Raw genomic sequence first — 22938 nt, 5'->3', positions numbered from 1 at the left:
ATTTAACCAGTTCCTTTTTAACTAGAAGGAGCTGGTTTTTTTGTGTGGTTTTAGTATCTGGTCATATGCTTTGTTCACAATTTGACAAATATAAGTAGATGAATACAACATAATATGTGTTAAGATAGATAAGATGTGACATAAAGGAGACTGATTCAATGACAGAACATTCAAAGTACGACATTCGTGAATGGAAGAAAAAATTAGCACCGTTTGAACGACCACGTATATCTGCAAGTGTATGGCAATTAATTAATTCAGTAGGGCCATTCCTGATCTTATGGGTCTTAGCTTATCTGAGTTTAAATATATCGTTTTGGTTAACACTACTTTGTGCATTCCCAGCGGCAGGCTTCTTAGTCCGCACATTTATCATTTTTCATGATTGCACACACTATTCGTTTTTTAAAAGCCGTCGCGCCAATCAAATCGTTGGTATGTTTACAGGACTATTTACTTTTTGTTCCTACGAACAGTGGAAAAACAGTCACGCTACACATCATGCTACAAATGGGAACTTAGAAAAACGAGGCACTGGTGATGTTTGGACGATGACATTACAGGAATATGCTGAAGCATCTTGGTTTAAAAGATTACAATACAGAATTTATCGTAATCCGATTGTACTTTTCTTGATCGGACCACTATATATCTTTTTAATTGATTATCGATTTAATGCTAAAAACGCATCAAAAAAAGAAAAAATGCATGTTTGGCTAACAAACGTTGCACTAGTGACGATTATTCTGTCAGTCGGCTTTGCAATAGGATGGAAAACATTCCTGTTAGTTGAGCTTCCTATCTTCTATATTGCAACATTTTCAGGCGTTTGGCTGTTTTATGTACAGCATCAGTTTGAAGATGGTTATTTCGAGAATAACGAAAAATGGAACTATGTCGAGGCTGCTTTAAAGGGAAGTTCATTCTATAAACTCCCTAAAGTACTTCAATGGTTTACTGGAAACATCGGCTTCCACCATGTGCATCACTTGAATTCACGTGTTCCAAACTATCACTTGGAGAAAGCTCACAAAAGTGACCCTAGACTTGAAGATGTTCCGACACTTACGCTTTTATCAAGTTTAAAGTCACTCACATTTAAACTGTGGGATGAACAGTCTAAGAAGTTCATCGGGAACAGAGATATCCGCAACTTTATTCGTAATAATAAAGCTGCATAATAAATACGCCATCCGCAGCTCTTCCTTTCAAGAGCAGCCGATGGTTTTTTTTATTGTTCCAAATGCCTAGATCTGAACATATATTAGATGTATGCCTACCCAGTTTAAGGAGGAGGGAAGAGATGAGGTTAAGTGTACAATATATACCCATGAGTAAAATTAAGCCTAATCTTCCTGTGAAAATAACATCGCACATAAAAAAACTTAGAAATATCATGTGGGATTGTATGCATATTTTAGTGGTGAAAAAAGAAAAGGATGGCAGCTACACGATAATCAGTGGCAATGATCGATACGAATACCTTAAAAAACATACGAAAAATAAGTTTGCCCCTTGTATTATAGATGAAAACAAACTAACTACAGATTTCAAATATTGGTTAAACCGCGTTTTCAATAGACATTATCTTGAAGGACAAAAAAATAATGTGATGGAAAAGATTAGTCCGAAAAGTGTTTCCATCATTCGCGCTTTCTTAAAAGAAGAACCTCGTTATAAGCGTCTAACGCGTTTAGAGAAAATTAAAGTTCTCCTTTTAGCGATCCGGTACAAAAAAACAGTAACAGCCGCGATGAAACTAAAAGTAGATGAATTTCTTTAATGAAAAAAACATGCACTCAGTTATCTTGAGTGCATGCTTTAATTCATATCCCATAAATCACTAACTTTAATTGTAGGGTCGACTCTTTTGACAGCAGAGAGGATTTTGCGGATGGTGATCATCCTCGGACTTTTTTTAGGATTTGACGCCAACTCTTCTACCGTTTTTCGTTCTAGACCTGAAGTTTTGGTTAACCAGTCCGTATCTCTATCATGGCGTTCCAGCCATGTGCCAAGCTTACTGTGTTTCTGCTCCACTCGATTCATTCAAAGATACCCCCAAGTCATTTTCATTTTCTCTTTCTCTATATTAATGGGTACCCTCTGGAAAAATTTTAAAACCTATTTCACCTTTTTTCTAAGCCTTTTGTACTAGCGTATGATTCAAAATTCGCCTATCTTTAGTAAAATAACACTAAAAATAGGATGTAAAATATTTTTTATTGATGGTAGGAAAGCTCAGATGGGTGGAAGTGATTTTTTTTGAAAAGCATGTGGAATGAATGCTGACCATGCAAAGTTTATAATAAATAAGACTAGAGCTATTTTCTTTTCTTTTTGAAAGTTTTTCAATTATAGTGATAGCAAAGGTGGTGCCCAAATGGAGGATATAAGAAGCTTATTTCATATGCTAAACAGAAAATATAATCGACTTGAAAAAGATTGCTGCCGTGTTGAAGGCTCAGGCATTTCACTAGTACATAGTCATATCCTTTATGAAATTGATAAGCAGCACACCCCTTCCATGCAGCAGATTGCAGATACTCTCGGCATTGACATTACAACTTTCAGCCGCCAGATCCAAACACTCACAAAAATGGGACTTGTAATTAAAAAAACAAATCCGTCAGACAAACGTTATTATTTTTTGTCTTTAACCGAAAAAGGGCAGCAGACGGCGGATGAGGTACATAGAATGATTCATTCAAGTTTAGAAGAAATCTTTTCACAAATGAATGAATTTGAACGGGATACAGTCATTCATTCATTAAAAATTTTAACAAGAACGATGGGACAATTGAACAACAGCAAAGTATCACAATAGTGAAACCCCGTTTTAGGGTTTTCTTTTTTTTTGCCTTTTTTTAAACAACAAAAAGAGCATCTGATTTCGCAGATGCCCTGAATGGATGATTGTTTAGTGTGGTATTCGCCGGACGAGCTGATTCTTTTATCTAATTTCTTTCTTTCCTGACTGAAAGAAGAAAGTGAACGAGCAGCTGTTGTAATTGTGGGTCTTGGATGTTTTTCTTGGTGAAATGACGTCTTACCAACTTTCTAATAATCACTTCACTCATTTCCTTTTCCTCCTTTCTTGTTTTCACCATAATTCTCGTCCAATCGATAAAAATCCTCCAAAATGTCGAAACAATAGGACTCGTTCCCTAGAAAAATATGTGAAAAGTGAATAACGGGACAATGGTTGGAGACGGCTTGTGAGTCCGCCGGTGGTTATCTGGTTGTGTTTTTTTGATGTTTCTGCTTAGGGGCAATGAGTGATTGTACGTTAACCGTCAGCTTGAACATGAGCTTGTCCGTACTCGTTACTATGCCCCTAGTCTCTTGTCTGCTGACGCAATCGGAATAAGGAGTGCGACGAGCAAAACGATAGACAGGGCATCAATTTGATTCATCATTATCCACCTAAAGTAAGGATACCTTTATTATATTGATATTCACTAAGCCAGAACTCTCTTATATAGAATAATACAGTAGGTTCCGCTGTCACCTGCAGCAGCTGTGATCGTGAAATCAGTTGGCTGGTTTACAGACTGAGATGCTGTGTTCCCAGGTGCAGCGCTCAATGCCCCCGCTGGTGTGGAAGTAGTCGTAGCTGTTACAGTACCGGGACTCGCGGCAGAGTTAAACACCTGAAATGTTCCAGAAAAGTAACTGCCGGCAGGGGCGGACCAGACTTCAATAGGGTCTGCGCCTCCGTTAAAATTCCCTGAAATTTTTTCCTGAAAGTATTGAGCTTGTGGATCAGTTGCACACATCCTTCATTCCTCCTGTTTAATTATCATTTCATATTATAATGAATGGTTAAACCATACCGGCCCGCACATAATTCATTGCCCCCAGAACAGACAACTTCCAGTGATGCCATTCGCGGCAATGTAGCCGACCGTGACTGGCCATACTCAGTAATTGTAAAGAGCAGCAGATCGCTTTGCCCGCTCCCTGTCGTATCCACAAACACCTTGATCACCGATAAGCATTGGCTAGTGACCGTTACAGAGGCTGCTGGCAGGTTATCTCGATCAAACCATCTCCAATACTGAACGGGCCGACCATCACTTTGCTGCTGGATCGATCCTGAGATGCAGTCTGTAATGACTTCAGGCGCTGGTGTGGGAACGGGAAAGAACGGCTCTTTATTCCTAGGATAGATGCATGAGCAGCTTTTTGGCGGAGTACTTGGGGGGCATAAGTTGGGTCTCACACGCTGTTTCATAAGACAACCCCTTTATTATCATGCTTGAGCCCTGTCCGAATGAAATTTTCACTCATATGCTATACAAACTATGTTGGAGTGAGAGCTTATGTGCATGGACTGCCAAGATTGCGGCGGATCTTCATCCATTAATAATCCAAAATTATTCTTCACCCAAACTGAAGCGAACACGCCCCTCAACTTTAACAGCGAAACCACTGTGCTGACCCTGCCGGTCGTAAGGGAGCAGAGCCTCCAGCCAGTCAAACTAGACAGTACGGTTCAAATTGTTGCCAATATCGCGCTTGGACTTACATCCTATTCATACACCGTACTTATGAGGCTGTACCGAAACGGAACGCTTTTGACCACCAAAACCCTCACTCAGGGTGCTGCGCTATCCCTCTCTCTAGCCTTCACACAAGTTACAAGCATCCCGCTCACGTACGCAGATACCGGCGGTCCCCTTGGGACAAGCACCTATACCGTAACCGTACAGTTCTCCCAGCGGTCAAGCGCAACCGTAACAACAGCAGCGCAGTCTAGGGCATTGAATGCTGTGGTGTTTGGAGTTTAAACTTACAGACCCCTTATTAGAGGGGTTTTATCTGATATTTAGCTTGTTTGAGGGTAATTTAGGGTTTGAATCCAGTTCGCTGGCGAGATTGTAGACGAACATTAAAAATGTAGTTGTCAGAAGAAATTATATTATTTTTTCCTGGCTAAAAAGAGAACAACTGCATGCTTTTTCGTGATGGACTTCCCATGTTTCAGAATAGCTCTCTCTATTCCACTAAATAAGAAACCCTTTTGCTCTTGTGGAAGGATCTGATGTTCGGAATGTGTGTTTAATAGTCCGATATAGTCATGTGGTGTGTAGATTTGTTCCCATGTGTACGTCTTTACAAGTAACTGATGGAAGTGGTCGGATTCTAGGGTAAGAGCGCTACGTTCCTTGATGAAATCTTCTTTATTTGGGATGAGGCTGTCATTTAAATGGGGTGCATGCTCTTGATAGACGGTTCTTATGGATTGGTAGACAGATTCGTCGGAAGCAATGTGTGTGAACCAAAAGAAAGCAGAAACGGCTTCTTTTTTTAAAAGAGATGCTGTTTTCGGGTATCCGGTTTCAGCTGGAATGAAGTGAAACGCTGTTCCGGAGAAGGCGAGGTCATACTGATCATCCGAATGCCAGTCCTCGAACGAAGTGTGGATGATTCTAATGTTTGGATTTGCTGCAAACTTTTCTTGCGTAAATTTTGCAAGATTCTTTCCATATTCGATGCATGTTATGTTCGAAAAGCCTTGTTCGATAAAACCTCCTGTCGCTTTCCCGGTTCCGCATCCGATTTCGAGGAGCTTGGCCGATGGCTGTAAATCAGTGTATGTAAAGATGTCTTTATACAGTTGATCAGGGTAAAGGGGACGATATTTTTCATAGGATGAAGCTACTAAATTAAACGATTGTTTAAGAGCGTTCATACAGATCAGCCCTTCCTGAGAGAGTTAAGGAAAATGATACCAAATCTGAGGCGTACTGCCTAGTGTGAATTGTTTCTAAATTGTAGGGGGTCTGTCCCGGGACAGACCCCCTACAATTTAGACAACCTTTCAGTTCTATTGGATCTGTCTCCCTACATATGATGGGGTGATGAATAATTCTGAGGGGGAGGCAAAATGAACAGCAGAGATTACTTAAGATGGACCCAACTTCCTTACTCTGGGGAACTCTATCCCCCAACGGATGGTGTTACACCTGAAGCAGGTTCATGGCCGATGTTTTTTATATCAAGAAGAGGTCAGGACTTTATCGATCCATTCGGGCAAGTCATACAGTGGAACATCAAAAACCCAAATCTGATAGATTGGCAAAGTGAACTTCAGATTGTCAAACAAACGCTTCAGAATTTAACCCCTCAACAAATTCAGATCGCGTATCGATGGGGAACAGGAGAGGTCAGCAAGCAATTGATCCCGATCATCTACAACATGATGGAAACTTACGGGATCGCATCCACGAGAGCTGCCAGGCTTCTAGGTTTTTATCACGCGGCGATTAACGATGCTTTTGTCATAGCATGGTATTTTAAGTACCTTTGGGATGTAGCGCGTCCTTGTCAATATGACCGCAATTTAAAAACAGTTTTATTTACTCCTCGTTTTCCGACCTATCCTTCAGCGCATGCCGTTATGGCGGGGTGCTCAGAATCGATATTATCATATTATTTTCCTCAAGAAAGACATCGGCTTCATGAAATGTTTGAAGAATGTGCGATGTCACGCGAATATGCAGGTGTCCATTTTAAAGTGGATAACGATGAGGGGCTTAAACTCGGCAGGCAGCTTGGTCAAATTGTTGTTAATTTAATCATAGCCCAGAATATAAGATAAAAAACCGGACAAGAGTCCGGTTTTTTAATAGCCTCTGTATACATATTCCTCTTCAGGCTTATCAATCTCATGCCAGCTTTTCACTTTTACATAAGGGATGTCCGCTTTAAAGGGCTGGTAATACATAGTTTCAATGGTGCCGTCTACTTCAATCCACTTGTCGTTCTTAAAAGTAGTCCCATTTGGAAACTCGACCATCATGCCGAAAACCCCAGAATCCGCAATACAATGAATCACCCCAAAGCGTAGAAGAAAGAGCTCATTACTTTTCGCTTTTGGTTGATCTTCTGCATGATAGGTGAAACCTTGAAACTGAATATCTTTTCCAAGAAAGATACCCGGATTATAATAGATGCTTTCCATTCCTTTTAAATAGTTCTTATCATTAAGCACAACTTTGTTTCCTTTTGTAAAAGGTTTTAATTCTTTATCCATAATGGTATTGTAGCTTTCTTTCCCATAATAGACGCTGGTATCAGGTTTTAAAAATTGATGCTGACCAAAATCCCCTTCGTTCTCGAGACCCTTAAAGTGAAACCCTTTTGTTTTAACAGTCTCTGAATCTAGGGATGCAATAGGAAAAAACAATCCCGAAATGATGGGGAAAATCAGAATGCTATTCACTGTTATATTTTTTAAGCGAGATGGCTTTTTATGATGATCGTGGCCACAATCTACGGCACACGTGTCGTCATGCTGGTGCCCATCATCTTCACTTTTTCCGTAGATATAGAACTGGACAAGCGTCAGGAAACCTAAGATAAAAATAGCAGAAAAAGAGATATACGAATATTTCATGTTGATGTATTTGCCAATATCACCTGTGGCATGCAGGTGCATAAATAAAAACGTAAATCCGATCAAAATTAGGATGCGTATCATACAACGGCACCTCCTTTTATAAGAATAATGATCCAATCCATACAAGAACGGTGATGTAAGCTATAAGGCTAAATACTAATTTCTTCTTAAATGCAGCGAGCATCATGAGCACGTTTTTAATATCCAGCATCGGTCCGTATACTAAGAATGCCACGATAGAACCGATCGTAAAGGTGCTTTGGAAAGAAGAGGCGATGAATGCATCGGCTTCAGAACAAAGCGATAACACAAATGCTAAGCCCATCATGACTAGGGATGAAGAAACTTCACCTTGTCCAATTTCTAAAAGGATAGATGTCTTTACATACGTCTGCATACCTGCTGCGATTAAAGCACCAATAACCAGGTACTTCCCCACGGAGAAAAATTCTTCGACCGCATGTACGAATGTTCCTTTTAATTTACTGAAGAAGCTTACAGGGTGGGCTTCAATGGCTGCGGCGTTTTCGTTAGCGTCTGTATTCTTTGTAGACAACAATTCGCTTTCGTTTTTGAGCATATTTGCATTCTTGAATTGAACCGCGAGAAGTAATCCGACGAGTACAGCAACAATCATCGCGAATGTGCCTCTGTAAATCATGACGTCCCATTGATTACCGAAAGCAACAAAAGTTGAGAATAAAACTACTGGATTAATGATAGGCCCTGTCAGCATAAAAGGAATCGCTGCAAAAACAGGTACACCCTTTGCGATCAACCTTCTTGTGATCGGTACGATGCCGCACTCACAGGCGGGAAAGATCGCACCTAAAAAAGCTGCAAATAACACAGCCATTCCTTTATTTTTTGGCATGATGCGTGCAACCATTTCTTCGGTAACAAACATCTGAATAACCCCGGCGATGAGCACTCCGATCAACACAAAAGGAAGTGCTTCAATGAGGATGCTAATAAATACGGTATTCATTTGTAAAAACGTTTTGTCGAGCATCCGAAAAATCCTCCAAACTCATTAACTTACTTAATGTTATGAAATATAAATATCATAAACAAATTGCACCATTACAGCATAAACCCTATCACAAAAAAATCAAAGGCAATTATCTGGAAAATAAGTTGGGAAATGGGGACAGTCCCCAAACAATTTATTTCCCGCACGGGTTTTCTTGAATGTACCTCTTTTCAGCTTTACTGTAAATGAATGCTCAATGATTGCGAAATTCGGGTAATGATAATAAAAAAGAAAAGAGAGAAGGGCTGCCTATGATTCGTACTTTAGCTGTTGTAGATCAAAAAGTAATCGTTAATCCTCCATTAGAGCGCCTAGATGAAATCCAAGCAGATTGGGTTTGGGTTGATTTTGACTGCCCGATACAAAAGGAGACCGAACTCTTGCGGTCCTTTTTTGATTTCCATCCACTTGCAGTAGAAGACTGTGTAAATAACCTGCAAAGACCCAAAGTAGAGTTTTATGAAGATCATCTCTTTTATGCCGTTCATGCGCTGGATGAGAAAACATTAGAAGCGACTGAAGTGGATTTATTTACGAAAAAGAATATGGTCGTGACTTTTCACAAAACCGAAGTCCCGGAAGTTGATTTTGTGTGGAACTATCTGAAAGGATTAAAAAGGGTTCCTCCCGAACTAGGGAAAAATGAAATCATTCATAAATTAATGGACAAGCTTGTCGATATGTATTTTCCAATCATGCATAAGCTGGATGAGCGGGTGATCTCTCTTGAAAGCAATGAGGATGATGAGGCACCAAAGCTGATAAACCAGATTTTCGATATCCGCGCAGATCTCCTCTCGCTGCGTAGAACAGTCGTACCCATGAGGGAACTCCTTTATCGGATGCTAGAATCGAAGCGAATAGGGCTGGACGCAGAAGAACGTTCTTATTTTCATGATATCTATGATCATCTTCTTCGTTTAACAGATATGATGACTTCCGCCCGAGAGATGACGTCTGATATTCGCGATAACTATATATCTTTGAACTCCTACCGGATGAATAACATCATGAAGACATTGACGGTCATTACAACCATCTTTATGCCGCTAACGTTCATCGCTGGCGTTTATGGAATGAACTTTGTTAACATGCCTGAACTGAAAACAGAAAATGGGTATTTTTATGTTTTAGGAGTTATGGGCCTATTAGGCATCATCATGTCATTATGGTTTAAGAAAAAAGGCTGGTTTGATCAGGATTAAATCATTCTAATTAGATAAAGTGGCTGATCGGACTTCTGTTTGAAGAATAGGAGAGACGCATCTCTGTCCGGTTTAAATCGTTATGAACAGGGGAACCTATTTGTAAAGAAACCGTTTGGAGTGAAGTCAGATGAAAAAAGACATTATCGGAACATATGCGAGAGAAGAAGAGGCAGTTGGGGCCATTAGAGCACTTATGGAAAAGGGCTACAAAGCATCAGAAATCTCAATCGTCGCTAAAGATGATGAGATCGTTGACCAGGTAGCAGACGAGACACACGTAAAAGAAGAAAAAGTAATGGATGATGATATGGAAAGTGCGACATATGGTACGATCGCAGGTTTCTTAACTGGAATCGGAGGCGGTGTTGCTGTTCCGGGACTCGGTACTCCAGGAATCGGACCTCTACTAGCAGCAGGGCCGTTCGCATCCATGTTTGATGATGGGGAAAACGATATGAAAGAAATTCTCCTAAAAATGGATGTTTCAGAAGAAGAAGCAGAACGTTATATGCAAGATTTAGAAGACGGAAAAATTATCGTGATGGTCGAGCATAAATAAATGGTTGTAACTGGGCACCTGATGAAGGTGCTCATTTTTTCATGTAATATTATACGAGCTTAGGGAAAAAATAAACCCAACTTTGACCTAAGTGAGTGATGCTCTATGGTACGTCGGAAAAAGAAAACAAGCTATACGCTCCTATCCTTATTGGCAATGGTGTTTACAGGTGGTCTTTTTGCGTATTTGACGTTAATCAGAAATCAAGAACCATACTTTTCACTTGATAAAAGATGGAGTCATTCTATTTATAATTCAGATCAACTGCCGTATCCACTAATGGTGCTTTTTTCAAGACTAGGATCAGGATTTTTCATAATTCCTCTTGGGGTTATGCTATTTTTCAGTTATCAACACACACGGGATCGGGACAAGAGCAGATTAATTCTTTTTAATGTGATGGGTATCCGGATAATGAATGCCTTTTGTAAATTGTTGTTTAAAAGAAAGCCGCCACAATGGGAAAGATTAATGGAAGCAAGCAAGTATGGCTATCCGAGTGCGCATACTATGAATGCTGCTGGTTTTTATGGATTGCTTCTTTTCTTATCAGGTTTGTGGAGGAATGTATGGACACTTTTAATCTCATTTCTGTTTTTAATTATGATTGGAGTCAGCAGAGTGAGACTCGGAATCCACTATATGATAGACATATTGGCTGGGTTAGCCGGTGGGGTATTTTTAAACCTGTTAAGCCTAAATACATACAGATGGTTGTTTAGACGCTGAACGTGTGTCAGCGTTTTTTGTATTGAAACTTTTTCCATTCCATAAACGTTATTACTAAATAGAGAGAAAAACAAGGGGAGGCAAGCATGGGGTTAATAATTGATATCGTCTTAAGTATTTTCATTATGACCGGTATAGGAACCGCTGTTTTTTATCTAATAAAGAACATACATGATAAAAAGAAATCAGTGCCGGTGTTTGGGTTATCTTATAGTGGCGAATATACGCAGAAGAACTTTTGGACGTATGAGATAGTGATTATTGTCATTATTACGCAAGGTTTTGGTTTTTTGAAATTATCATTACCTGTAAACGTAATGATGCTCTCTTTAATTCTCATTCTTATCCTTTTGTATTTTACCCAAATCTTACGCGGAGCGGTCGGTATGAATGGGATTGTGTCAGCAAAACATTTCTATGAATGGCAACAGGTTGATTCGGTTGAATGGATAACGGGTCTTCAGGCAGATAATCCTGGATATCCAAACTGGGGGCTTCCATATGGAAAACCATTATGTTGAATTTATGATTAAGAAAAAGATAGAAGATGAAGTAAGGTCATTTGTTGAAGAAAGGATGAAATTGGCTAAAGCGAACTAATGCCAAGGATTTGTTTTTTTTATGTTATTGGTATTCTGTTTTTTCCTTCGAATATGTTAATTGTAAAAGGAAAAAGGTGGTTTGAAGATGAAACCATGGATAAAGGCAGGACTTATAACAGCAGGTCTTATAGTTCTTATCAGCACATTTTTTATAGGTGATCAAGCAGATAAAACAGTGGTACAGACAAGGGGCTTGGATACGGATACACTCTACATCGTCAGTGTTTTGTTAGGTGCCTCCCTGATCGCGGTTGGATTAAGGATGAAGGGCGATAAAAGGAAAGATTCCACTCCTAAGAACAGTGCAAAATAAGCACTGTTTTTTCGTTTTTTGTAGGTCGTTCCAATCTTTTGTATAATACAAGTATTAACTATTACTTGTGTCAGAGGAGACAAAAATGAATTACGAAGACTTTAAAGAAATTATTCACGGCAGAAGAAGTGTCCGTAAGTTTACTGATGAAGGTGTTGCTGAGGAAGATCTGTATGAAATCATGGATTGTGCTCGTTATGCACCTAGTGACACAAACTCTCAGACGTGGGAATTTATTGTGATCCGTAATAGAAATAAAGTGAAGAAGATTGAAGAAATGACATGGGATGCCATTCATAAACTTGCTGCAAAAGCAGAAGAAAACGGAAAGACGAAGGAAGCAAAACTGCTGACACGTTCATTCGGTCCTTACGCTACAGCGTTCTCGGGAGCTCCTGTATTGATCATTTGTTTAGCAACTCCATATGAATCTAAATTCCGAGAAAAAATCTTTGATCCGATCGAGCTTGCAGAAGAGTCCGTATGGGAAGAAGAAGGCATTAAGAGCAGCTGTCTCGCTATCCAGAACCTAATGCTCGCAGCCCACGCGCGCGGTCTAGGATCTTGTCCGATGACAGGTCCCGTTCTTTTAGCACAAGAGGAGATCCGTGAATATTTAGATATCCCTGCTCAAAAGCAGATTAATATGGTCATCTCACTTGGCCATCCGCAAGATCAGCCAAAAAAGCTGGCTCGTAAACCCGTTGAAGAAATTGTAACGTACGTAGATTAATAAAAAACCGGCTACTTCTGTCAGTAAATGACATGGAGTGGCCGGTTTTTTAATACTCGCTTATTGAGATATATGCACGGTTATAAACCTCAGCTATCACTCTCCAACACTCAGTAAAATGTGGAAAAAAGGATTTTTTTCGACAGTCATCGAATTATATGTATGATAAAAGTATGATGAACAAGAAAGAGGAATATCTATGAAAGAAACACTTGATTTAATAGACTTTGCGCTGCATAAGAGCGGGATGGAACCTTTAAAAGATCCCACTCAGGTTCAATATTTAGGTGAAGGCGCTTGGCATCAGGCCTATCTTGTTCAACTGCAGACCGGGGAACCGGTAGTCGTAAGGTTTCCGATGCAGGTGGCATACGGGAAAAAGGTAGCGTTTGATGAGGCAGCAAGCCTAGCAGAATATGCAGGAACAAAAGCCTATTATCAATTAGCAAACGGTGTAAAACCGGGTATCTGTCCCGAGTTTTTTTACTATCATGTAGAGGTAGACAAGACATTTACAGTAGAATCATATGCTGGTAAAGCATTAAAACTTGAGAATTTAACGTTCATGGAAGCATTTCAGGCTGGTGCTGAAATTGGGGAATTCTTCCGAAAGATGAACACATCAAACCACGCTTTAAGAGGATTCGGTTATTTGAAATGGAACGGCACAGATATTGAAGGACAGTTCCAGTCTAGTGTTAAGGATTTCATGAAGAATGAAAATGAAGAATATGTAAGGAATTTTGAAGCGTTCATTCGACATTATAATCAGCCGATTCTCTCAACAGTCTTGTCCCATTTAGAAGACTGTGTTTTGAATAGAAAGCTCGATGAATCCCAAATTGTTCTTACCAATCAGGACACTTCTCCTGAAAATATATTGCTTCATACCGATGGAAGGGTAAGCTTGGTCGACCCGTTCCCGATTTTATACAGCGGTGATTCTTTAGCAGGCAACTTTGTAAACAATTATCAAACCCTGTTTCCCACATTTTTTAATGCATCACGCTATGCAAAGCATCAGTTTGATCAGTTTGAGGAAAAGCTGCAAACCATCGCTGATGGATTTATGGAAGGTTACTGTATGGGTGATGCCGATGTGAAGAGACGAGTGAAACAAGAGGCGTTCATAAAACTGACTAATTTAGCAGCCTACCAGTTCAAGCTCCTTCAAACTCAGGAGCTGACTAATGAGAAGAAAATTCGGTACGGAGAAAAAACAGCAATTGCGAACAGAATCCCTGTACTCGTTAAGAGAATGGAAGAGTTTCAGTGGGAAAAAAGTGGAACGAAGTTGGCATAACATGCATAGTCTGGGCATAATCTTAGGTTCAAACTGACTGTTGAACCCTGAGCATAATGTACGGACTTTTAAAAGTTTTCAAAAAACGGTTGACTTTTAAAAAGCGAATGCACTATAATCCTATTCAAGAACAAAACGAACATTAACACGTTAATGTGTTAAACATAATTTGATATCTCTTATCCAGAGAGGCGGAGGGACTAGGCCCGATGAAGCCCGGCAACCAACAAACCCCATTCGGTTTGGAAAGGTGCCAATTCCTACAGATCATTTTCGATCTGACAGATAAGAGGAGGCCGGAATCCTCTTCTTAGGAAGAGGATTTTTCTTTTTTCCTCTTCTAAACTTCACAAATACTTCCTTTCAATTTTCACTTTTAAAAGTTCATATCGGTTAAGGGAAAAAGTACTAACTATTATCCCTAGTTTTCCTATATGTTTTATTGAAATTAGACAAGAAAAGGAGAGATTTATATGACAAAATCACATGATGGATACGATATAGACACATTGCTTTTACACGGAGGGCAAGCACCTGATCCGACTACGGGTTCACGTGCGGTACCCGTCTATCAAACGACCTCTTATGTTTTTTCGGATACCGATCATGCACAAAGCTTATTCGCACTTGATGAACCAGGAAATATCTATAGCCGAATCGGAAATCCAACCGTTGATGTATTTGAAAAAAGAGTAGCACTTCTAGAAGACGGAGTGGCAGCAGTGGCAACTTCTTCAGGAATGTCGGCGATCGCTCTCGCTATCCTAAACATCGCACAAGCAGGAGACGAGATCGTAGCAGCAACAAACCTATATGGAGGGACTTACAATCTCTTTTCCATCACTCTCCCGAAATACGGAATCAACGTAAAGTTCGTTGATGCAGAGGATCCTGAAAACTTCAGAAAGGCGGTTACTCCAAACACGAAAGCGTTCTTTGCTGAAACTATCGGAAATCCAAGCCTGAACGTTCTTGATATTGAGGCAGTTGCAGATATTGCACACGAAAACGGAGTGCCGCTTTTGATCGATAATACATTCGCTACACCATATGTGACGAAGCCATTGAGCTGGGGAGCCGATATTGTTATCCATTCTGCGACGAAATGGATCGGCGGTCATGGTACAGCGATTGGCGGCGTGGTCGTTGATGGGGGTCGCTTCAATTGGAACTCAGAAAAATTCCCGGGTTTCACTGAGCCAGACCGCAGCTATAACGGATTAAGATATGCGACAGACTTTGGAACGCTCGCGTTCGCTACGAAACTTCGGGTTCAGCTTTTACGAGATTTCGGTGCATGCTTAAGTCCGCATAACGCGTTCTTGCTTTTACAAGGATTAGAAACGTTGCACCTGCGTGTTGAAAAACATGCAAAAAATGCGCAAGAGGTTGCAGAATATCTTGAAAAACATCCAGCGGTCGATTGGGTTTCCTACCCTGGCCTTAAATCCCATCGCAGTCATGAGCTTGCGAAAAAGTATTTAACGAACGGTTTTGGTTCGATCGTGAACTTTGGCATTAAAGGCGGACGTGATGCCGGTAAAAAAGTGATCGATAACATTTCCCTCTGGTCGCATGTTGCCAACGTCGGGGATGCAAAATCACTCATCATTCATCCTGCGTCAACCACTCATCAGCAGTTAAGTGATGAGGAATTAAAAGCTACTGGAGTAACGGAAGAATTGATTCGCTTATCCATCGGTCTCGAATCAGTAAAAGATTTAACAAATGATTTAGATCGGGCGATTCAAACGGCAACGGGAATTGAGACAGAAAATAAAGAGATTACGATCAATGATGAAGGAGTGATCCGCTGGGCACTGCAGTCGTCTCTGTACAGAGCAGTAGAGAACGGGCAGGAGATTCAGCGGCCAAAGACACTTGCAATCGTCGGGCTAAGTTCAAACCCAGCAAGACCAAGTCACAGACTTGCACGAAAGATGCAGCGTCTTGGATATAAAATCGTGCCGGTAAATCCAAGAGAAACGGAAGTACTTGATGAAAAAGCTTATCCTGATCTTAAGTCGATTCCGTTCCCAGTTGATGTGGTTCAAGTGTTTAGAAGCCCTGAAGCCGCGATCGAACTTGCGAAAGAAGCAGCCATTACCCAGCCAAAAGTATTTTGGCTGCAAGAAGGGGTTATCTCACCGGAAGCGGCGAAGATCGCAAAAGAAGCGGGAATTGACGTGGTTCATAATCGTTGTACCTATAAAGAGGCACAGCGTTTAAGAGGGACAATTGCTACGTATGCATGTGAAATTTAAATAAAGACATACAGAGATGCAACAGTGGAGGGAAATTCGAATGAAGAATTGGTGGAAAGGAACGCTGCTTGTGAGTTTAGCAGCTGCGCTACTATTAGGAGGCTGTTCGAGCTCAGCAAAAAAAGGAGAAAAACCAGAAAAGATTAGATTGGATTATGCGTTCTATTCGCCGACAAGTCTAGCATTGAAAAAATTCGGCTGGGCAGAAGAGAAGTTTAAAAAAGAAGGCATTGAGATCGAGTGGGTTCAGAGCCAAGGAAGCAACAAAGCACTGGAATTTCTGAATTCAGACAGTGTAGACTTTGGTTCCACAGCGGGAGCAGCAGCTCTAATCGCAAAAGATAAAGGTGCACCGATCGAATCGGTCTATATCTATTCACAACCTGAATGGACGGCACTTCTTACGAAAGAAGGCAACACCGTAAAGGATGTCAAAGACTTGAAAGGAAAAAAGGTAGCAGCAACATTTGGGACCGATCCTCACATCTTTTTATTACGTTCACTGAGTGAGGCTGGGCTTTCAGCAAAAGATGTTCAGATCGTAAACCTTCAGCATGCTGATGGAGCGAACGCACTGGTCGACGGTCAAGTTGATGCATGGGCAGGGCTTGATCCGCACATGGCAAAAACTGAGTTAGAATCTGGCGGGAAATATATTTACCGCAATAAAGATTTCAATACGTACGGAACGCTGAATGTTCGTTCGGATTTTGCTAAGAACCATCCGAAACAAGTGGAGCAAGTGATCGAGCTATACGAAAAAGCAAGAAAGTGGACGATCGAGAACCCAGAGGAAGCAGCAAAACTTTTATCTGAAGAGGCAGGGATTAAAGAAGATGTCGCTAAAAAACAACTCGAACGAAATAACTTCGCGGAACCTGTTCCAGGATCACAGCACGAAAAAGCTATATCGGCTGCAGGCGAAGTACTTCAAACAGAAGAGATTGTCAAACAGGATACAGACATTCAGAAACTCGTAAAAGAGCTGATCAACCCTAAGTATGCAGAAAAAGTAATTAATAAATAACTCAGAAGGAAGGAGGACGTGCCAGTGATTTCAGAAACGCAAAAGTGGAAAGCAGGTGAGAGAACAACCGTTACTAAGCTTTCAACTAAAAAACCTTTATTCAGAAGAGGACGTGGTTTTGTTCTTGGATCCATTCTGCCGATCGTCCTGCTCATCGCTTGGGAACTGGCGGCGAAAGCTGGATTGCTGGCGCCTCACCTGCTTCCGGCACCAAGCGTTATTTTAGAAAAAGTAATCAGTATGTACAGAGACGGCTCTTTGTTCGGCCATGTTTCAATCACATTAACACGCGTTTTCTTAGGATTTGCGATTGGTACAGGAGCTGCGGTTGTGATTGGAGCTGTCGTCGGCTATGCCAAAACAGCGGAACAACTGCTTGACCCATTATTTCAAGCCGTTCGTTCCATTCCTTCACTGGCATGGGTACCGCTCTTTATTCTATGGATGGGAATCGGTGAACCTTCTAAAATATCGTTAATCGCAGTCGGTGTATTCTTCCCCGTGTATTTGAATATCGTAGCAGGCATCCAAGGGGTTGACCGAAAGCTGATAGAGGTAGGCAAAATCTATCAACTTTCTCCCTTTCAACTGACGAAGCGCATCATTTTACCAGCTGCACTGCCATCTTTTATTACTGGAATGAGAAGCGGACTCGGGCTTGGCTGGATGTTTGTTGTCGCAGCAGAACTGATGGGAGCAAGTGAAGGGTTAGGCTATCTGCTGGTCGTCGGTCAGAACACGTATTCACCGGACACGGTCATTGCCAGTATCCTGCTTTTTGCTTTATTAGGAAAAGTGACAGACGCAATTTTAAAATATATCGAATATCGCTCTCTAAAATGGCAGGACAGCTTAAGCAATCAAGCGTAGAAGGAGGGAAAACAGATGCTTCAGATCAATCGTTTAAAACGGACGTTCAATAATAATCAGGCCGGATTCCAGAACATAAACTTCACTGTAGATAAGGGTGAGATCATTGGAATCTTAGGAACGAGCGGATGCGGAAAAAGTACACTGCTCCGGGTACTGTCAGGACTCGATCCGAACTACGAAGGTAAGATTTCTTCACAAGAAGGAAAAGACACGATCGGGATGATGTTTCAAGAACCACGGCTTTTGCCATGGCTGACTGTGAAAGATAACATTTCGTTTGGTCTTGAAAAAGAAGAACGAAAATCGAACAAATACCAAACATATTTAGACTTGGTAGGACTGACAGGCTTTGATCATCATTATCCGAAAGATCTTTCTGGTGGGATGGCACAACGGACAGCAATCGCGAGAGCACTGATCACAGATCCAGAGGTGCTCCTCTTGGATGAACCGTTCAGTGCGTTAGACGCCTTTACAAAGATGCAGCTGCAGGACCTCCTTCTATCCATTTGGCAAAAGAAACAAACGACCATGCTCCTAGTTACACACGATATTGATGAAGCACTCTACCTGTGTGACAGAATCTTCATCCTAAAAGGTCAGCCTGGAGAAGTTTTTGCTGAAGTAACTGTCGAGAAGCCAAAGCCTAGAACGCGTGGAGATGCTTATCTCTCAAAACAGAAAGCACATATTTTAAATCTATTAAACGTTGAAAAGAAAGCAGCAGGTGACGAGCGATGACAAGACTAGCAGCCATTGAACCTGTAGACGGGACCTATAATGTTGTAACGGACAGAAGTGATGCACCGTTTTCTTGGGACTCTATTAAAGAAAGGTTCAACAGAAGAGAAGACGGCAAGACGAACATGGCTTATGAATGTGTAGACCGCCATGTGGAAGAAGGGCGCGGAGAAAAGGTAGCTCTTCATTACTTAGATGATTCACAGGAATTTAAAATCACCTACCAAGAACTAAAAGATTCAACAGATCAATGGGCGGCCGTGCTTTCTAAACATGGTGTGAAAAAAGGAGACTTTGTATTTGTCTTCTTGCCCAAACACCCTGATTGTCATATCGCGATGCTTGCAGCTATTAAACTAGGAGCAGTTGTCGGCCCGCTGTTTGAAGCATTTATGTCTGATGCTGTAAGAGATCGCATTGCAGACTGCGAAGGAACGTTTTTAATTACCGATCAAGAACTCTATCAGCGCGTACCGAGAAAAGAGTTACCTAGTCTTCATACAGTCTTTTTAACAGATGGAGCCGGGGAAAACGGAGAGATATCACTAAAAGACGAACTTGAATCTATTGGTAATGCTAGTACCATTTTGGAATGGGTGGATCCAGAACACGGATTGAACATCCACTATACATCCGGTTCAACAGGAAAGCCGAAAGGAATCATTCACGCACACCGCGCGATGACTCAGCAATATTTAACTGGACGCTGGGTACTGGATATTCAAGAAGAAGATGTGTATTGGTGCACGGCGCATCCCGGCTGGGTGACCGGAACCGTGTACGGTGTATTCGCACCGCTGTTAAACGGAGCAACGATCGTGTTACACGGCGGCCGTTTTAAAGCAGAGCAATGGTATGAAACGCTGCAAAATGCGGGAGTAACGGTTTGGTATAGTGCTCCAACTGCTTTTAGAATGCTTATGGCAAAAGGGAATAAGTTGCCTGAACAATATGATCTATCAAAACTGCGTCATATTCTAAGCGTAGGTGAACCGTTAAATCCAGAGGTGATCTATTGGGGCAAAAATATTCTTGGAAAAAGAATTCATGATACGTGGTGGATGACGGAAACAGGTGCACAGCTGATCGTGAACCTGCCGAATGAAAGAATCAAGCCAGGGTCCATGGGTAAAGCTTTTCCTGGTATTACAGCAACAGTATTAGATGAAGAAGGAAAAGAACTTCCTCCATTCTCCGTAGGACACTTAGCGATCAAGGCACCATGGCCAGCTATCATGAGGGAAGTGTGGCAGAACAAAGAGAAGTATACCTCTTATTTTGGATGGGATGATTGGTACGTTTCAGGAGATCTTGCTTATCGTGATGAGGATGGCTATATCTTTTTCCAAGGGCGTTCGGATGACATGATCAATTCATCGGGAGAACGGATCGGACCGTTTGAAGTTGAAAGCAAACTCATTGAGCATGAAGCAGTTGCGGAAGCAGGAGTCATCGGAAAACCTGATCCGATTCGGGGAGAAATCGTTAAAGCATTCATTGTGCTGAAAGACGGTTATTCACAGAGCCGTGATCTGTTAGAAGAGATCCGTGTCTATGTGAGAGGGGAGCTTGCGGCACATGCAGCACCTCGTGAGATCGAAGTGGTAGAGGAACTTCCGAAAACAAAGATAAGCGGAAAAATTTTACGAAGAGAGCTGAAGGCCCGTGAGCTTCAAAAACTTGCTTGAAACCAACCGAAAAGTCGGCAAGGTTAAAATCGGTGAATTTGCCTTAGAGTCAGGTCAAGTCATGACCGATGCTTATTTGGCTTATGAGATCGTCGGAAACACAAAGGGACCGGTGCTCCTCTTATGCCATGCGCTTACTGGAAATCAGTATGCATATGGTTCTGAAGAAGAGCCAGGCTGGTGGAGAGGATTGATCGGACCCGAGGGATACATGGATACAAACCTTTTTCAGGTAATTACGTTTAATGTTCTTGGTGGATGCAGCGGTTCAACAGGACCTTCTGAAATTGATCCTGAAACCGGTAAACCTTATCACAAGACGTTTCCTTTTATTACAGTGAGAGACATGGTTCGAGCTCAGCGCCAAGCGTTAGATGTGTTGGGCGTTCCGAGGCTCTTTGCTGTTTTAGGCGGTTCTCTAGGCGGCATGCAGGCGATGGAATGGTCTGTTCAATATCCATATTTTATGGAGAAAGTATTCATTTTTGCAGCTACGCCATTCTTAAATGACTATGGTATAGGTTTCAACAGGATGGCCATCCACGCGATTGTAAATGATCCAGTCTATAGAAGCGGCCGACGGGCTGAAGGTGAAAGATTAGTAGGTCTTGAGATTGCAAGGATGGCAGGGCTACTGACATACCGTCAGCCGAAGCTCTTTAATGACCGGTTTCAAAGGGAAATTCGTGAAACAGATGTAGAAGGAAAACCCTATTTCCAGGTGGATTCTTATTTAAATTACCAAGGTGAAAAATTGACAAAACGATTTGATGTAGATAGTTATTTAACCCTTCTGTATGCGATGAATGCTTACGATATTGGGGATAAGCTAGGCGGCTGGAAACGAGCAGCCTCACAGATCCAGGCAGAGGTCCATGCTTTTGGTTATGAAGGCGACCTGCTTTATCCACCTGAAGTAATTGAAGCATTTGTGAAACACACTCGTTATGGAACATTTTACGGGATTGAAACAGACTTTGGTCATGATGGTTTCTTAGTAGAGTTCGATAAGTGGGGACCATATGTGAAAAATGCATTGAATCAAGAAAGGAGGCTGCAATATGGCACCTATTAAAGCGGCTTTGCTCGGATTTGGAACAGTCGGGCAAGGTGTTTACGAAGCGTTAAAGACTCATAGGGAACAGCTGAAATCTGCACTAGGTGAAGAAGTGGTGATTGAAGCTATTTTAGTAAAAGATGGTGCAAAAAAGCGGGATGTGGATGAACATATCCTTGTCACGACGGACTTTGATGAAATTTTAAATATTCCAGATCTGCAGATCGTTTTCGAAGCCATCGTAGGAGAAGAACCAGGATACACATATTTAAGCAAGGCCATTGAAAAAGGGTGCCACGTGATTACAGCCAACAAAGTGATGTTTGCTAGACACGGCAAGACCTTGTTGAATAAGGCAGAAGAAGCAGGTGTTTCAGTTGGTTTTGAAGCCACGACTGCTGGTGGAACACCGATTATCCGGAGTATTTCACAGCTCTTGCAAGTAAACGATATTCTATCGGTCGAAGCTATTTTGAACGGTACGTCTAATTACATCTTGACGAACATGCGTGAAAAAGGATTAGCGTTTGAAGAGGTGTTAAAAAAGGCACAGGAGCTCGGTTATGCAGAAGCCGATCCTGTTAACGACGTAGAAGGATTTGATGCTTTTTATAAGCTTATGATTCTTAGTGAATTATCTTTTGGAAATGCTCCCGACTGGGAGGATGTTGAGCGAAAAGGAATCACTGAAGTGTCTTCTGAACAGATTGAAGTGTTCAGCCGCTGGGGCTATAAAGTGAAGCATCTTGCGCGTATCAGAGGGGACCGCGGATCATTTTCGGCTTCCGTAAAACCCGTCCTCGTTGATGCAGAACATCCGCTATACGGAGTGGAAGATGTTCAAAACGCGATCATGGTCGAAACGAGCCTCGCAGGAAAAGTGACGGTCCAAGGTGCAGGCGCAGGCAAACTTCCAACAGCAAGTGCGATGGTTGAAGATTTGACCTATGTGCTTCAAGGTCATTCGGGAAGAGGCTTTGTGAAGAAGCAGCCGAATTTGAGCGCTGACTCTTTGAACGGTGAATCAGTAGCTGGACCGTTGGTAGGTGAATATGCTGTAATTGGTTCTTCCGTAGGTTTTAATGGATCAGATGATATTCAGCTTCTCAAACAAGATGTAAGAGAAGACTTGGTGTATTTATTGATCCGATGTGAGGAAAAAACAGCGGAATCATTATCAGCGAACTCAAACCTTGTTGTATATGAAGTGGCAGGAAAGCTGAAACCAGCCGAAGTGAAGATTGAAGAAAAAGATCTTGTGCTTCAGCGGGTGATGAATCTTTAAGAATATAGCTTAACTTCATCAAGTGGATATAGAAAACACTGCAGATTGGCTCCTGCAGTGTTTTTTGGTTGATTGATTGTAGGTGATTTTAATGAGTGTGCATAAAAGAGTCGTG

Annotated in this window: 25 protein-coding genes and 1 riboswitch; of the genes, 18 read left to right on the top strand and 7 right to left on the bottom strand. The window is 41.5% G+C overall.

The window, feature by feature from the left end; genetic code table 11:
- Nucleotides 1–158: 158 nt before the first annotated feature.
- The gene (locus M3206_RS03250) at nucleotides 159–1181 is read left to right on the top strand and encodes a fatty acid desaturase (RefSeq protein WP_251311075.1); all 1023 of its coding nucleotides are present in this window, start codon (nucleotides 159–161) and stop codon (nucleotides 1179–1181) included.
- Nucleotides 1182–1408: 227 nt separating this feature from the next.
- Nucleotides 1409–1783, top strand: coding sequence for a hypothetical protein (locus M3206_RS03245; protein WP_251311074.1), 375 nt, complete (start codon nucleotides 1409–1411; stop codon nucleotides 1781–1783).
- A gap of 38 nt (nucleotides 1784–1821) precedes the next feature.
- Here M3206_RS03245 and M3206_RS03240 read toward each other — a convergent pair whose 3' ends face one another.
- A complete protein-coding gene (locus M3206_RS03240; protein ID WP_251311073.1) occupies nucleotides 1822–2049 on the bottom strand; it encodes an XRE family transcriptional regulator in 228 nt (75 codons plus the stop codon).
- A gap of 334 nt (nucleotides 2050–2383) precedes the next feature.
- Between M3206_RS03240 and M3206_RS03235 the strand changes: the two genes are divergently transcribed.
- The gene (locus tag M3206_RS03235; protein WP_251311072.1) at nucleotides 2384–2827 is read left to right on the top strand and encodes a MarR family winged helix-turn-helix transcriptional regulator; all 444 of its coding nucleotides are present in this window, start codon (nucleotides 2384–2386) and stop codon (nucleotides 2825–2827) included.
- 130 nt (nucleotides 2828–2957) lie between these two features.
- Here M3206_RS03235 and M3206_RS18965 read toward each other — a convergent pair whose 3' ends face one another.
- The 4 genes from M3206_RS18965 to M3206_RS03220 all read right to left on the bottom strand — a co-directional run bounded on the left by M3206_RS18965 (nucleotide 2958) and on the right by M3206_RS03220 (nucleotide 5698).
- Entirely contained in the window at nucleotides 2958–3080 is a 123-nt protein-coding gene (locus tag M3206_RS18965) for a hypothetical protein (RefSeq protein WP_285876689.1), read from the bottom strand.
- Nucleotides 3081–3461: 381 nt separating this feature from the next.
- Nucleotides 3462–3779: an S-Ena type endospore appendage gene (locus M3206_RS03230; protein WP_251311071.1), complete on the bottom strand. Its 318-nt coding sequence runs from the start codon at nucleotides 3777–3779 to the stop codon at nucleotides 3462–3464.
- Between the two features lie 23 nt (nucleotides 3780–3802).
- Nucleotides 3803–4237 (bottom strand): S-Ena type endospore appendage, encoded by a 435-nt coding sequence (locus M3206_RS03225; RefSeq protein ID WP_251311070.1) that lies wholly within the window; start codon nucleotides 4235–4237, stop codon nucleotides 3803–3805.
- A 687-nt stretch (nucleotides 4238–4924) separates the two neighbouring features.
- The gene (locus M3206_RS03220) at nucleotides 4925–5698 is read right to left on the bottom strand and encodes a class I SAM-dependent methyltransferase (protein ID WP_251311069.1); all 774 of its coding nucleotides are present in this window, start codon (nucleotides 5696–5698) and stop codon (nucleotides 4925–4927) included.
- 195 nt (nucleotides 5699–5893) lie between these two features.
- On the opposite strand from M3206_RS03220, the gene M3206_RS03215 reads away from it, so the two are divergent.
- On the top strand, nucleotides 5894–6607 hold the full coding sequence (locus M3206_RS03215; RefSeq protein WP_251311068.1) for a vanadium-dependent haloperoxidase: 714 nt from the start codon (nucleotides 5894–5896) through the stop codon (nucleotides 6605–6607).
- A 24-nt stretch (nucleotides 6608–6631) separates the two neighbouring features.
- Here the strand turns inward: M3206_RS03215 and M3206_RS03210 are convergent, their stop codons facing one another.
- Nucleotides 6632–7489, bottom strand: coding sequence for a TIGR03943 family putative permease subunit (locus tag M3206_RS03210; protein WP_251311067.1), 858 nt, complete (start codon nucleotides 7487–7489; stop codon nucleotides 6632–6634).
- Nucleotides 7490–7505: 16 nt separating this feature from the next.
- Nucleotides 7506–8420, bottom strand: a complete 915-nt coding sequence (locus M3206_RS03205; protein ID WP_251311066.1) for a permease — start codon at nucleotides 8418–8420, stop codon at nucleotides 7506–7508.
- A 272-nt stretch (nucleotides 8421–8692) separates the two neighbouring features.
- Here M3206_RS03205 and corA point away from each other — a divergent pair, with 272 nt between their 5' ends.
- The 14 genes from corA (at nucleotide 8693) to M3206_RS03135 (ending at nucleotide 22823) form a co-directional block, all read left to right on the top strand.
- A complete protein-coding gene (gene corA / locus M3206_RS03200; RefSeq protein ID WP_251311065.1) occupies nucleotides 8693–9646 on the top strand; it encodes a magnesium/cobalt transporter CorA in 954 nt (317 codons plus the stop codon).
- A gap of 130 nt (nucleotides 9647–9776) precedes the next feature.
- Nucleotides 9777–10208 (top strand): general stress protein, encoded by a 432-nt coding sequence (locus M3206_RS03195; RefSeq protein WP_251311064.1) that lies wholly within the window; start codon nucleotides 9777–9779, stop codon nucleotides 10206–10208.
- 105 nt (nucleotides 10209–10313) lie between these two features.
- Nucleotides 10314–10937, top strand: coding sequence for a phosphatase PAP2 family protein (locus M3206_RS03190; RefSeq protein ID WP_251311063.1), 624 nt, complete (start codon nucleotides 10314–10316; stop codon nucleotides 10935–10937).
- Nucleotides 10938–11023: 86 nt separating this feature from the next.
- Nucleotides 11024–11458: a hypothetical protein gene (locus M3206_RS03185; protein ID WP_251311062.1), complete on the top strand. Its 435-nt coding sequence runs from the start codon at nucleotides 11024–11026 to the stop codon at nucleotides 11456–11458.
- A gap of 166 nt (nucleotides 11459–11624) precedes the next feature.
- On the top strand, nucleotides 11625–11852 hold the full coding sequence (locus M3206_RS03180; protein WP_251311061.1) for a hypothetical protein: 228 nt from the start codon (nucleotides 11625–11627) through the stop codon (nucleotides 11850–11852).
- 85 nt (nucleotides 11853–11937) lie between these two features.
- On the top strand, nucleotides 11938–12585 hold the full coding sequence (locus M3206_RS03175; RefSeq protein WP_251311060.1) for a nitroreductase family protein: 648 nt from the start codon (nucleotides 11938–11940) through the stop codon (nucleotides 12583–12585).
- A gap of 199 nt (nucleotides 12586–12784) precedes the next feature.
- Nucleotides 12785–13888 (top strand): hypothetical protein, encoded by a 1104-nt coding sequence (locus M3206_RS03170; protein WP_251311059.1) that lies wholly within the window; start codon nucleotides 12785–12787, stop codon nucleotides 13886–13888.
- A gap of 176 nt (nucleotides 13889–14064) precedes the next feature.
- A riboswitch (SAM riboswitch) is annotated at nucleotides 14065–14180 on the top strand.
- A 181-nt stretch (nucleotides 14181–14361) separates the two neighbouring features.
- On the top strand, nucleotides 14362–16152 hold the full coding sequence (locus M3206_RS03165) for a PLP-dependent aspartate aminotransferase family protein (protein WP_251311058.1): 1791 nt from the start codon (nucleotides 14362–14364) through the stop codon (nucleotides 16150–16152).
- Nucleotides 16153–16192: 40 nt separating this feature from the next.
- Nucleotides 16193–17179 carry an aliphatic sulfonate ABC transporter substrate-binding protein gene (locus tag M3206_RS03160; RefSeq protein ID WP_251311057.1) on the top strand — a complete coding sequence of 329 codons (987 nt, stop codon included), beginning with the start codon at nucleotides 16193–16195 and terminating at the stop codon, nucleotides 17177–17179.
- A 24-nt stretch (nucleotides 17180–17203) separates the two neighbouring features.
- Nucleotides 17204–18049 carry an ABC transporter permease gene (locus M3206_RS03155; protein WP_425590700.1) on the top strand — a complete coding sequence of 282 codons (846 nt, stop codon included), beginning with the start codon at nucleotides 17204–17206 and terminating at the stop codon, nucleotides 18047–18049.
- A 15-nt stretch (nucleotides 18050–18064) separates the two neighbouring features.
- Nucleotides 18065–18793, top strand: a complete 729-nt coding sequence (locus M3206_RS03150) for an ABC transporter ATP-binding protein (protein WP_251311056.1) — start codon at nucleotides 18065–18067, stop codon at nucleotides 18791–18793.
- On the top strand, nucleotides 18790–20481 hold the full coding sequence (gene acsA, locus M3206_RS03145) for an acetate--CoA ligase (protein WP_251311055.1): 1692 nt from the start codon (nucleotides 18790–18792) through the stop codon (nucleotides 20479–20481). The genes M3206_RS03150 and acsA overlap by 4 nt, the downstream gene beginning before the upstream one ends.
- Nucleotides 20459–21556: a homoserine O-acetyltransferase MetX gene (gene metX, locus M3206_RS03140; protein ID WP_251311054.1), complete on the top strand. Its 1098-nt coding sequence runs from the start codon at nucleotides 20459–20461 to the stop codon at nucleotides 21554–21556. The genes acsA and metX overlap by 23 nt, the downstream gene beginning before the upstream one ends.
- On the top strand, nucleotides 21543–22823 hold the full coding sequence (locus M3206_RS03135) for a homoserine dehydrogenase (protein WP_251311053.1): 1281 nt from the start codon (nucleotides 21543–21545) through the stop codon (nucleotides 22821–22823). The genes metX and M3206_RS03135 overlap by 14 nt, the downstream gene beginning before the upstream one ends.
- Nucleotides 22824–22938: the final 115 nt, after the last annotated feature.

The sequence above is a fragment of the Fictibacillus phosphorivorans genome, assembly GCF_023715845.1.
Taxonomy (GTDB): Bacteria; Bacillota; Bacilli; order Bacillales; family Fictibacillaceae; genus Fictibacillus; species Fictibacillus phosphorivorans_D.
The sequence above is the reverse complement of the archived record's forward strand: the minus strand, read 5'-3'. Positions and strand labels throughout refer to the sequence as shown.

What these genes read in the sequence shown, in the direction of transcription:
- M3206_RS03250 (WP_251311075.1), top strand. Translation starts at nt 159, where the DNA reads ATGACAGAACATTCAAAGTACGACATTCGTGAATGGAAGAAAAAATTA.
- M3206_RS03245 (WP_251311074.1), top strand. Translation starts at nt 1,409, where the DNA reads ATGCATATTTTAGTGGTGAAAAAAGAAAAGGATGGCAGCTACACGATA.
- M3206_RS03240 (WP_251311073.1), bottom strand. Translation starts at nt 2,049, where the DNA reads ATGAATCGAGTGGAGCAGAAACACAGTAAGCTTGGCACATGGCTGGAA.
- M3206_RS03235 (WP_251311072.1), top strand. Translation starts at nt 2,384, where the DNA reads ATGGAGGATATAAGAAGCTTATTTCATATGCTAAACAGAAAATATAAT.
- M3206_RS18965 (WP_285876689.1), bottom strand. Translation starts at nt 3,080, where the DNA reads ATGAGTGAAGTGATTATTAGAAAGTTGGTAAGACGTCATTTCACCAAG.
- M3206_RS03230 (WP_251311071.1), bottom strand. Translation starts at nt 3,779, where the DNA reads ATGTGTGCAACTGATCCACAAGCTCAATACTTTCAGGAAAAAATTTCA.
- M3206_RS03225 (WP_251311070.1), bottom strand. Translation starts at nt 4,237, where the DNA reads ATGAAACAGCGTGTGAGACCCAACTTATGCCCCCCAAGTACTCCGCCA.
- M3206_RS03220 (WP_251311069.1), bottom strand. Translation starts at nt 5,698, where the DNA reads ATGAACGCTCTTAAACAATCGTTTAATTTAGTAGCTTCATCCTATGAA.
- M3206_RS03215 (WP_251311068.1), top strand. Translation starts at nt 5,894, where the DNA reads ATGAACAGCAGAGATTACTTAAGATGGACCCAACTTCCTTACTCTGGG.
- M3206_RS03210 (WP_251311067.1), bottom strand. Translation starts at nt 7,489, where the DNA reads ATGATACGCATCCTAATTTTGATCGGATTTACGTTTTTATTTATGCAC.
- M3206_RS03205 (WP_251311066.1), bottom strand. Translation starts at nt 8,420, where the DNA reads ATGCTCGACAAAACGTTTTTACAAATGAATACCGTATTTATTAGCATC.
- corA (WP_251311065.1), top strand. Translation starts at nt 8,693, where the DNA reads ATGATTCGTACTTTAGCTGTTGTAGATCAAAAAGTAATCGTTAATCCT.
- M3206_RS03195 (WP_251311064.1), top strand. Translation starts at nt 9,777, where the DNA reads ATGAAAAAAGACATTATCGGAACATATGCGAGAGAAGAAGAGGCAGTT.
- M3206_RS03190 (WP_251311063.1), top strand. Translation starts at nt 10,314, where the DNA reads ATGGTACGTCGGAAAAAGAAAACAAGCTATACGCTCCTATCCTTATTG.
- M3206_RS03185 (WP_251311062.1), top strand. Translation starts at nt 11,024, where the DNA reads ATGGGGTTAATAATTGATATCGTCTTAAGTATTTTCATTATGACCGGT.
- M3206_RS03180 (WP_251311061.1), top strand. Translation starts at nt 11,625, where the DNA reads ATGAAACCATGGATAAAGGCAGGACTTATAACAGCAGGTCTTATAGTT.
- M3206_RS03175 (WP_251311060.1), top strand. Translation starts at nt 11,938, where the DNA reads ATGAATTACGAAGACTTTAAAGAAATTATTCACGGCAGAAGAAGTGTC.
- M3206_RS03170 (WP_251311059.1), top strand. Translation starts at nt 12,785, where the DNA reads ATGAAAGAAACACTTGATTTAATAGACTTTGCGCTGCATAAGAGCGGG.
- M3206_RS03165 (WP_251311058.1), top strand. Translation starts at nt 14,362, where the DNA reads ATGACAAAATCACATGATGGATACGATATAGACACATTGCTTTTACAC.
- M3206_RS03160 (WP_251311057.1), top strand. Translation starts at nt 16,193, where the DNA reads ATGAAGAATTGGTGGAAAGGAACGCTGCTTGTGAGTTTAGCAGCTGCG.
- M3206_RS03150 (WP_251311056.1), top strand. Translation starts at nt 18,065, where the DNA reads ATGCTTCAGATCAATCGTTTAAAACGGACGTTCAATAATAATCAGGCC.
- acsA (WP_251311055.1), top strand. Translation starts at nt 18,790, where the DNA reads ATGACAAGACTAGCAGCCATTGAACCTGTAGACGGGACCTATAATGTT.
- M3206_RS03135 (WP_251311053.1), top strand. Translation starts at nt 21,543, where the DNA reads ATGGCACCTATTAAAGCGGCTTTGCTCGGATTTGGAACAGTCGGGCAA.